This window comes from Plantactinospora sp. DSM 117369 (assembly GCF_053764795.1).
In genome coordinates this window covers 5,844,970-5,852,844 of record NZ_CM132446.1, presented here as the reverse complement: position 1 = coordinate 5,852,844, position 7,875 = coordinate 5,844,970, and the positions used below count along the sequence as shown (strand labels likewise).

The 7,875-nt window shown below is 68.3% G+C and carries 6 protein-coding genes and 1 pseudogene; 3 read left to right on the top strand and 4 right to left on the bottom strand.

What is annotated here, in order from left to right:
* Positions 1-18: 18 nt before the first annotated feature.
* Positions 19-759 (top strand): 3-oxoacyl-ACP reductase FabG, encoded by a 741-nt coding sequence (gene fabG / locus ACSMXO_RS25520; protein WP_346262363.1) that lies wholly within the window; start codon positions 19-21, stop codon positions 757-759.
* Between the two features lie 121 nt (positions 760-880).
* On the opposite strand, the gene ccrA is transcribed toward fabG, so the two are convergent.
* Positions 881-2,212 carry a crotonyl-CoA carboxylase/reductase gene (gene ccrA, locus ACSMXO_RS25515; RefSeq protein ID WP_455414085.1) on the bottom strand — a complete coding sequence of 444 codons (1,332 nt, stop codon included), beginning with the start codon at positions 2,210-2,212 and terminating at the stop codon, positions 881-883.
* Between the two features lie 522 nt (positions 2,213-2,734).
* Between ccrA and ACSMXO_RS25510 the strand changes: the two genes are divergently transcribed.
* Together ACSMXO_RS25510 and ACSMXO_RS25505 are read left to right on the top strand one after the other, a co-directional pair.
* The gene (locus tag ACSMXO_RS25510) at positions 2,735-3,817 is read left to right on the top strand and encodes a 3-oxoacyl-ACP synthase III family protein (RefSeq protein ID WP_346262361.1); all 1,083 of its coding nucleotides are present in this window, start codon (positions 2,735-2,737) and stop codon (positions 3,815-3,817) included.
* A 266-nt stretch (positions 3,818-4,083) separates the two neighbouring features.
* Entirely contained in the window at positions 4,084-5,574 is a 1,491-nt protein-coding gene (locus ACSMXO_RS25505; RefSeq protein ID WP_455414084.1) for an AAA family ATPase, read from the top strand.
* A gap of 98 nt (positions 5,575-5,672) precedes the next feature.
* On the opposite strand, the pseudogene ACSMXO_RS25500 reads toward ACSMXO_RS25505, so the two are convergent.
* The 3 genes and pseudogenes from ACSMXO_RS25500 to ACSMXO_RS25490 form a co-directional block, all read right to left on the bottom strand.
* Positions 5,673-5,957, bottom strand: a pseudogene (locus ACSMXO_RS25500) (helix-turn-helix domain-containing protein); the annotation flags it as partial.
* 131 nt (positions 5,958-6,088) lie between these two features.
* Entirely contained in the window at positions 6,089-6,700 is a 612-nt protein-coding gene (locus ACSMXO_RS25495; RefSeq protein WP_455414083.1) for a DUF4240 domain-containing protein, read from the bottom strand.
* 167 nt (positions 6,701-6,867) lie between these two features.
* Positions 6,868-7,782 carry an ABC transporter permease gene (locus ACSMXO_RS25490; RefSeq protein WP_455414082.1) on the bottom strand — a complete coding sequence of 305 codons (915 nt, stop codon included), beginning with the start codon at positions 7,780-7,782 and terminating at the stop codon, positions 6,868-6,870.
* Positions 7,783-7,875 lie beyond the last annotated feature (93 nt).

Here is a 7,875-nt window from a genome sequence, read left to right as displayed (position 1 = left end):
AGCAAAGGAAACGCGGTAATGGGAGACATGAATGGTCAGGTGGCCCTCGTCACCGGCGGGATCCGTGGCATCGGCCACGCCATCTGCCTTCGGCTGATCGAGCGTGGGGTGCGGGTCGCGGCCGGCTACTGGCAGGACAAGGACGCCGCCGGGCGCTTCCTTGACCTGTACGCCGACCGCGACGTGAGTGTCCACCAGGGCAACGTGGGAATCAACGACGACTGCGTACGGGTCGTGGACGAGGTCCTCGAACGGCACGGTCGGTTGGACATCCTGGTCAACAACGCCGGGATCACGGTCGACCGGACCGTACGCAAGATGGAGGCGCCGGACTGGGACAGGGTGATCACCGTGAACCTCTCCGGCGCGTTCTACCTCTCCCGGGCCAGCCTGCCGCACATGTTGGCCCGTGGGTCCGGCCGTATCGTGAACATCAGCTCGATCATCGGCTCGACCGGCGGGTTCGGGCAGGCGAACTACGCCGCGGCGAAGTCAGGGATGTTCGGGTTCACGATGAGTCTCGCCCAGGAGACAGCGGCCAAGGGGATCACGGTGAACGCCGTGACCCCGGGGTTCATTGCCACCGACATGACAGCCGCCGTACCGGACGCCGCCCTGCAGCGGATCGTCGGCAGGATCCCGGTGGGACGTCTCGGTGATCCGGACGAGGTGGCACGGGTGGTGGAGTTCCTCGCCGACCCGGAGTCGGCCTACATCACCGGACAGGTCTATGCCGTCAACGGTGGCCTGCACATGTGAGTTGCGGAGCGGATCCCGGTTGGTGCGGGGGCACGGTAAGCCGCGCGGACCGGGTTGGACGTCCCTGGCCGCCAGCGACGCCACGACCTGCGACCGGGTACGCGCTGCCGACCAGTCCTCGTCAGTCGAGGCGGAACCGGTTGATGTCGTCGAGGTGTTGGGCCCGCATCTCGGGGTTCCGCACGCCCAGGCCCTCCTGTGGGGCCAGGCACCGGACGCCCACCTTGCCCTGGTGCAGATTGCGGTGGAGGTCGTAGGTGGCCTGGCCCGAGCGTTCCAACGGGTACACGACGGACAGCGTCGGGTGGATCCGACCCTTCATGATGAGGCGGTTGGCCTCCCACGCCTCGCGGTAGTTGGCGAAGTGGGTGCCGACGATGCGCTTGAGGCTCATCCACAGGTACCTGTTGTCGTACTGGTGGTTGTACCCGCTGGTGGAGGCGCAGGTGATGATGGTGCCGCCACGACGGGCGACGTAGACGCTGGCACCGAAGGTCTCACGCCCCGGGTGCTCGAAGACGATGTCCGGGTCCTCACCGCCGGTGAGCTCGCGGATTCGGGTGCCGAACCGCTTCCACTCCTTCGGATTCTGGGTGTCCTCGTCGGCCCAGAACCGGTAGTCCTCGGCGGCGCGGTCGATGATGAGCTCGGCGCCCATCGCCCGGCAGACGTTGGCCTTGGCAGCACTGGAGACCACACACACCGGGATTCCGCCACCGCGCAGCACCAGCTGGGTCGCGAAGGAACCGAGTCCGCCCGAGGCGCCCCAGATCAGCACGACGTCGCCCTGCTTCATGCAGGCGCCGTTGCGGGACACGAGCTGCCGGTAAGCGGTCGAGTTCACCAGGCCGGGGGAGGCCGCCTCCTCCCAGGTGAGGTGGTCCGCCTTGTGCATGAGCTGGTTGGCCTTGACCAGCGCCAGCTCGGCCAACCCGCCATAGTTGGTCTCGAATCCCCAGATCCGCTGCTGCGGGTCGAGCATGCTGTCGTCGTGCCCGTCCGGGCGCTCCAATTCCACATCGAGGCAGTGTGCGACCACCTCGTCCCCCGGCCGCCAAGCGTTGACCCCGGGACCGACGCGCAGCACGACGCCGGAGAGGTCGGAGCCGACGACGTGGAACGGCTGGTCGTGCCGTCCGGCCGAGGCCGACGTCTGGCCGTACCGTTTGAGGAACGCGAACGTCGGCCGTGGTTCGAAAATCGCCGACCACACCGTGTTGAAATTGATCGAGCTGGCCATGACCGCGATCAGCGCCTCGCCCGGCCCGACCTCGGGTGTCCGTATGTGGTCGAGGTGGAGGCTCCGCCGGGGATCCTTCTGGCGCGTCGGCATTCCGGCGAACATCTCGACCTCGTCGGCGTGCACGGTAATGCCTCGGTAGAACTCGGGAACGGGAAGAGCGCCAAGCGCTTTCCGTTCGCCCGTGACGATCGCTTCGAGGATTTCAGCCATGTTGTCCACGTGTGCCACCGCTCCGCGAAGGAATCGTCCGAGATGTTTTCCGGCCGGCAACAGACTGCCGGGCCGAATGAACAACCGTATCGGCCGTGCTGCGCCAATCGGTCTGCGGCCACCCTAGCGACACCCCGGTACGACCGTCAGCCCCTGAGTAACCCCTAGGCACCCCTACCGGCACCCCTGATCGCGTTGCGCCGGAAACCCCTATTCGGAGAGAGGACCACTCCTATCTACGGGTGTGCTGAACCTGCGCTCTCCCGCAAGATGTCGGGGGGAATTGCCCAATAGCTCTATGGTGTGGCGGCGTGCGGCACCGGGGCCGTACCGGATCGCATCGCAAGTCATCGCACGGCGTATACGGCAATGTGGGCCGGACCCGGCGCTGCCGGTGATGAAGGGGACCCGATGACACGAATACAACGGTCGAATTCTGGACGGCGCGAAGAGGCGACCGGCGATGGTGGTGCCGACGACGGCAAGCATTGCCGGCGTGGCTGCGCGGTCGCCTCCTGGTCGATGCCGGATGAGCTTGCGGCGAACTGGGAGTGTCAGTGTCGCGAGTCGCCGGACCCGTCGCGACCGGATTTGGAGGCGTGGCCGGACGCCGAGCCGCTGCCGGGGGCGGGGATCGGGATCATCGGTACGGGTTCCTGCCTCCCCGACAACGTGGTGAGCAACGAGGAGGTAGCGACCCGCGCCGGGGTGGACGGCGCGTGGATCCGGCGAAAGACCGGAATCGGCAGCCGTCGTTGGGCGCAGTCGTGGGAAGCCACCTCCGACCTCGCTGTCGTCGCCGGGCGTGCGGCTCTGGAGCAGGCCGGTATCCCCGCCACGGCGCTTTCGATGGTGGTGGTGGCGACGTCGACCCCGGACAGCCCGCAGCCCCCTACCGCGTCCACGGTCGCTGGCCGGTTGGGCACCACTCCCGCCGCGGCCGCCTTCGATCTGAACGCGGTGTGCAGCGGGTTTGTCTTCGCCCTTGCCGTCGCGCAGCGGTCGCTACTGGCCTCCGGGGGCTACGCCCTCGTGGTCGGCGCCGACATCTACTCCCGGATCCTCGACCCGACGGACCGACGGACCGCGATCCTCTTCGGCGACGGCGCGGGTGCCGTGGTGCTCGGGCCCGTACCGGCCGGCGGCGTGCTGGCCACTCGGCTGCTCACCTTCGGCTCGACCGCCGACCTCATCCGGGTACCCGCCGGGGGCAGTCGACTCCCGACCTCTCCACAGACGATCGACGGCGGGTTGCACTACTTCGCAATGGACGGTCGCGCGGTACGCGAATTCGTCGTCGCGCAGGTGCCGCCCGCCGTGAACGCCTTCCTGCTGGACTCCGGAGTTGCCGGCGCCGAGGTGTCGCATCTCGTGCCGCACCAGGCCAACGTACACATGTTGGCCGACCTCGAACGCCAACTGAACCTGCCGGCAGCGCGGATGCACACGACGGTCGGCGAGTACGGCAATACCGGTGCCGCGTCGGTCCCCATCACATTGGACATGGCGGCGCGGTCCGGAGCCATTCGCTCTGACGACGTTGTCCTTCTCGCCGGGTTCGGCGGAGGCATGGCAGCGGGACTCGCCCTACTGCGGTGGTGGTGACGACCGCGCCGGCGAGCCGGAACGCGTCCTCGACCGAGGAAGGACCGCGCCGTCCGGCGGGGTATTCGTCGATGCCATGACCAGGAATCCTCCTCACCCGCGCGGGCCGGTGGCCTTGTCTCGATCGGAACGGCGTGTTCGAGATCGTTCGGAACAGCCGCCGCGCCTTGTGAACGGTGGAGATCTGGGATTTTCTGGTTCCGCCCTGTCTCGCCGGGGGGACAGGGCCGACGGCCGTATGGCCGCCACGGGGGAGGTGAGCCTTCATGACCGTTGGTGCAGCGGAGCTGGTCGAGCGTACGCAGCAGATGCGGATGCTGAACCTACGCCTGGCCGCAGCTGTGGAGGGTATGGGCAGCGCGACGCTGATCAGCGGATCGGTGGCAGGAGGCAAGACCGAACTGCTGCACGCGTTCGCCGATCAGGCCGCGAATTCGGGTGCACTGGTTCTTACGGCCGTCGCCGCACGTGCCGAGCAGCCGCTGTCGTTGGGAGTGGTCGACCAGTTGGCCCGCGGTACGTACCCGCGACGCGGAACCGTGGAGCCTCTGGCGACCCAGCTCAACGACGCGTCGTTGCTCCGGTGGCACGACCAATCCCCGGAGGCCGCCCGGGAGAAGGGTTGGGTGCTGCGGGGGCTCGGCCAGACCCTGCTGGAACTTGCCGAGCAGACGCCACTGGTGATCACCATCGACGACCTCGAACACGCCGATGCGCCGTCGCGGCGCTGGCTGTCGATGCTCGTACGACGCCTGCGCGGGGCGCGGGTGATGGTGGTTATGACGGAGAGCCTCAGGATGGCTCCCAGTGACTGCGCGGATCGCGCGGAGTTGCTGCACCACCCGTACTGCCGACGGATGCACGTGGAGCCGTTCACCCGCAACGGAGTCGCCCGGGTCCTGAATCAGCACGGCAATCCGCGCTTCGGTCAACTCGCCGACGAATACCACGCGCTCACCGGTGGCAGCCCGCTGCTGCTGCGGGCGGCGATCGAGGACGCCGGGTCGTCGGGCTCCCCGGTTGTCGGCGACGCGTTCGGCGAGGCGGTCCTGAGCATTTTCCACGGACTCGAGCCGACCGTTGTCTCGGCGGCCCGGGCACTGGCCGTGTTCGGCACCCGGCTCCCGTCCGAGCTGCTGGGTCGACTGCTCGGCGTGGCCGACGGGCTCGCGACGCGCGCGGTGCTCCTGTTGGACCGCGCTGGGCTGCTCGACCACGGCACCTTCCGGCATCCGCAGGTGCGGGCGGGCCTGGCGGCGTCCCTCACCGGCGAGGAACGGAAGGCCCTGTACCACCAGGTCGCGCGACTCGGCTACTCGGTCCCCGTGCCGCCTGTCCAGGCCACGTTCAACAACCGCCGGGTGCGTAGACCGGGATCGTCGCACCTGGTGCCGGTCGCGCCCAGGCGGACGGCCGTGCGCGAGCGGGTGGCGGTGGTGGCCTCCACGCCCCTCCCGTCGGACGGCCCAGTCGGGTCGAACGGCGCGACCGTGGTGCCGTACCGGGTGACAGCCGCCGACACCGACGGGACCGACGAGCTCAGCGAGGCGGAACTGCGGGTGGCGACGTTGGCCGTGCAGGGATACAGCAACCGTGAGATCGCCGGTCGCCTCTACATCACCGTCAGCACCGTCGAGCAGCACCTGACCAAGGTCTACCGGAAGCTCCGCGTGACCAGCCGTAACAAACTGCCGGCCGCGCTCGGGATCAAACTGCCCGGTTTCAACGCGAGCGTGGGCAAGGCCGGAACTACCTGACCGCCGTTGTCGGGCAGACGCCGCCGCTGTTCCTGATGTCCGCGGTGGCCAGGAGGCGCGATCGACACGGCGGCTTACCCCACGCGTGATGCCCGGCCGCGGATACGGTCCATGGCGGTGGCCAGGTCGTCGGCGGCTGCGGCGAGCAGGTCGACGGCTTCGCGGACGTAGCGCCAGGCAGTGGTGACGCCGATGCCGAACCCGGCGGCGAGGCGGGCGTAGGTGTCGCCGTTGCGCAGGTGAGCAAGGGTGAGCAGGGCTTGCCGGCCGGGGTCGAGGCGCCGCCACCGCGAGCGATGCCGCCGGCGGCGGGTGCGAATACGGTCTGCGAGGTGGTTCAGGGTTCGACTGGACAGCGGGATCGTGGCGGGGTAAGACAGCACAGGCGAGGCTCCCGTGTTGGGGCATCGGATCTTGGTCGACTGCTGTCTTACCTGGAGCCTCGCCCTTATCGATCTCCGGGCCTGCTGCACCAATCGTGGCCAGCATAATCGCGATGGAAGACCCTCATGGGTCAGCGCTCGCCGCGTCCGCGCTCAGGGAACAGGGCGAGTAGGCGGGGCAGCCGCAGGGGAATCTGGGCAGCATCGTCGGCGCTGCCGAACCACCCCGACCACTGATCCTCGGCCGAGGGTTCTTCCTCGTCACCAGGCTCGTCGGGCTGGGCTTCCAACGCCTCCCAGAACCCGTCGGCATCATCGCTGTGCTGCTCGAACGCACTCGACGCCGCGAACTGGATCTCTCCGGCCGCTAGCGCGAATCGGTCGACGTGGCCAGCGGCGATTGCTTGCACCGTCGGGTGCTCCGCCAATGCATCCGCATCGGCTACCGCCTGCTCGAACGCCTTGCGCCCCAAGCCGACCAGTCCGGCCTTGAAGTCACTGAACGTGTCATCGGAGATGTACCCCCAGATCACGAACGCCGCCGCGCACAAGCCCCACTGATGCGCACGTGCGGCTACCCGCTCGTAGCAGTGGTAGAACTCCACGATGCGCTCCGCCGGCAACTGCGCCAGCCTCGCCGCCAGCGCTCTACCAATCACCGAGCCTGACGGCCAATCCCCGCCGTCGCCGAGCACGTCCTCGCGGGCCCTCTCGACCAGCGACCAGAACTCGTTCACCTGCACCCGCGAAGTCTGACACGAGCAGCCCTCACCCGGTCCTCACCGACCTCAGAACCTTCGTCTCTGAGGTTGGAAAAGGCTCACTGAACCTTTCCGATCCCCCTTGCGTCCGGCGGACCGCAAGGGCGGACGCGGTGCGTGAGCGCCGCGCGGTCCAGGTTGAAAAAGGTTCACTCCTGCGCCTTGCCTCCGGTGATTCGGGAAACGACGAGCGCGATGAGGATGATCGCGCCGTTGAGCGCGCCGATCCACTGTGCCGGGACACCGGCGAGCGTCAGCACGTTCTGGATCATGAAAAGCAGCAGGATGCCGGTGAACGCGCCGAACATCGTGCCCTTGCCGCCATTCAGGCTGACGCCCCCGATGACCGCTGCGGCGAAGACGGTGAAGATCGCACCGTTGCCCTGGGACGCCGCGACGGAGGCGAGGCGGCCGGAGAGCATGAGGCCGCCCAGGGCCGCAAGGACGCTGGCACCGACGAGGGCGATCCAGAGGACGCGGTCGGTGCGGATGCCAGCCGCCTTGGCCGCGTCGACGTTGCCGCCGATGGCGTAGAGGGATCGTCCGAAACCGGTGTAGCCGAGCAGGATGATCCCGGCCGCGAACAGGGCGACACAGAGCCAGATGGAGGCGGGAACGCCGAACCACATGGCGGTGCCGAGGTACATCATCGACGCGGGGAGGTTGAAGAACGTCTGGCCGCCGGAGATGCCGGTGAGCAGGCCGCGCAGCACGATGAGCATCCCGAGAGTGACGATGAAGCCGTGCAGGCCGAACCGGACGATCAGCGCGGCGTTGGCGACGCCGATGAGCGCGCCGACCGCCAGGGTGATCGGTATGCTCCAGGCGCCGGGTACGAGCCCGATGCCATGGCCGGTGCCGACGGCGACGGTCAGCCATGCGGCCACTCCCGGGGCGAGGCCGAAGGTGGATTCCAGCGACAGATCCATCTTGCCGGCGACCAGGACGATGGTCTGGGCCAGGACGAGCAGCGCGATCTCCGACATGGTCTGGACAATGTTGATCAGATTGTCGGGCTTGAGGAAGACAGGGTTGACGATCTGCCCGACGATGGCGATGAGCACGATCGCGGGTACCAGCGCGAGGTCCCGCAGCCGGGCGACGGCCAGCTTGCCGAGCGGACGGCGAGTGACCGGGCCGGCCGTACCGGCGGTGCC